The organism is Microcoleus sp. T3_D1 (assembly GCF_036700405.1).
Classification (GTDB): Bacteria; Cyanobacteriota; Cyanobacteriia; order Cyanobacteriales; family Microcoleaceae; genus Microcoleus.
The window spans coordinates 1-1,308 of sequence record NZ_JAUBOV010000204.1; the positions used below are offsets into that span (position 1 = coordinate 1).

Genomic DNA, 1,308 nt, shown 5'->3' on the forward strand with positions numbered 1-1,308 from the left:
CAAGAACAGGCTTTTCGGCCTGTTCCACAAGAAAATTCACTCTTTGTGGAACAGGCCGAAAAGCCTGTTCATAAAAGGCTTATTGAGAATGGTGCAACATCTCAGTTTTAACCGCCGATAAACGCCGATGAACGCCAATGGAATTTTATCTGCGTTCATGTGTGTTTATCTGCTGATATCTGCGGTTGCCGAAAATAAATTAAGCTGCTATTATTACAGCAGATAAAAAAATAGCTAGTTTCTACTCTTGAGTAATTTGGTAAGACGTTACAATTTACAAGTCTCGACGCGAGATGGGGATTCTAGCATTGATGCGTCTGGAGTCTGACATTGACTAACTGCAATATCTGTCTTTAATCCTAAAGCCTTCAGCAAACCAATAAATCGGTAAATCTCTTCTCCCCCTGATGCTTTCAACAATTCCTCAAGTTTCTCCCAATTCTGTTGTTCGTCTTCAGTCATGATAGAGAGTTTATCTTGAGCTTTCACTACGTCTTTGAGTACCGTCAGTAACAGTTCAGATTCCGGTTCTTTTTCTTCTAAAATTGCTTGAATATAAGCAGCAGCTTCTTCAATTTCTTGGAGGGATTTAATCAGATAGTCATGATAACTGTGGGTTTTAGGCATTGTTTCTACTCCTGAATTCTATCCAGTATTCTTTGGCATTGCGAATATCTCGATCTTGGGTACTTTTATCTCCACCGCAGAGAAGCAGTACAATAGTTGAGTCTCTTTCTCCAAAATAAACCCGGTAGCCTGGGCCGCAGTCGATTTTCAACTCATAAACTCCCTCTCCTACTGATTTACAGTCTCCTAAATTACCAAGAGCAACTCGCTGAAGTCTACCTTTTATTTTAGCTTTCCCTTCGCGATCGCGCAAAGAATCAAGCCACTCTTCAAAAGGGATTTTTCCCTCTAAAGTTTCATAGGTTTGAATTTCTCTCGGTTGGACTTCCATGATTTTATTGAATACAAACCTTAATGTTAAAGCTTAAAAGTCTCCACTCGAGAGAAGAGAGTCACGACACACCCACTCCACCCAGTTAAAACCATAACGAACCGTGCTGGAAAGCCAAGGGAGGTGACCTTCTGGTGCTAATGTTGAAAAATTGATATCCCATAGTTCCAGCCAGTCCCTGTTTTTTCGCCAGCCCACCGTATCGCCAAACCTCTTCCAAACTTCACGATCTCTCTCTGAAGCTTTTATTCTCGTTAAAACTTGGTTATCAAATTCACCGGAAAACGAGCGAGAAGCCCCTGGCTTTAGACATGGGGAGGAAAGCGGCTGCGACTTCAGTCGCCTTGAAT

2 protein-coding genes and 1 pseudogene are annotated in these 1,308 nt (G+C 41.7%); all 3 read right to left on the reverse strand.

From position 1 onward, the window contains the following. Positions 1-267: 267 nt before the first annotated feature. On the reverse strand, positions 268-627 hold the full coding sequence (locus QT992_RS33380) for a transcriptional regulator (RefSeq protein WP_333339306.1): 360 nt from the start codon (positions 625-627) through the stop codon (positions 268-270). Next, positions 620-958 carry a type II toxin-antitoxin system RelE/ParE family toxin gene (locus QT992_RS33385; protein WP_333339303.1) on the reverse strand — a complete coding sequence of 113 codons (339 nt, stop codon included), beginning with the start codon at positions 956-958 and terminating at the stop codon, positions 620-622. The genes QT992_RS33380 and QT992_RS33385 overlap by 8 nt, the downstream gene beginning before the upstream one ends. A gap of 33 nt (positions 959-991) precedes the next feature. After that, a pseudogene (locus QT992_RS33390) lies at positions 992-1,308 on the reverse strand (GUN4 domain-containing protein); the annotation flags it as partial.

Excerpts from the sequence above, each read along its gene's own strand:
- QT992_RS33380 (WP_333339306.1), bottom strand. The coding sequence starts at position 627 with ATGCCTAAAACCCACAGTTATCATGACTATCTGATTAAATCCCTCCAA.
- QT992_RS33385 (WP_333339303.1), bottom strand. The coding sequence starts at position 958 with ATGGAAGTCCAACCGAGAGAAATTCAAACCTATGAAACTTTAGAGGGA.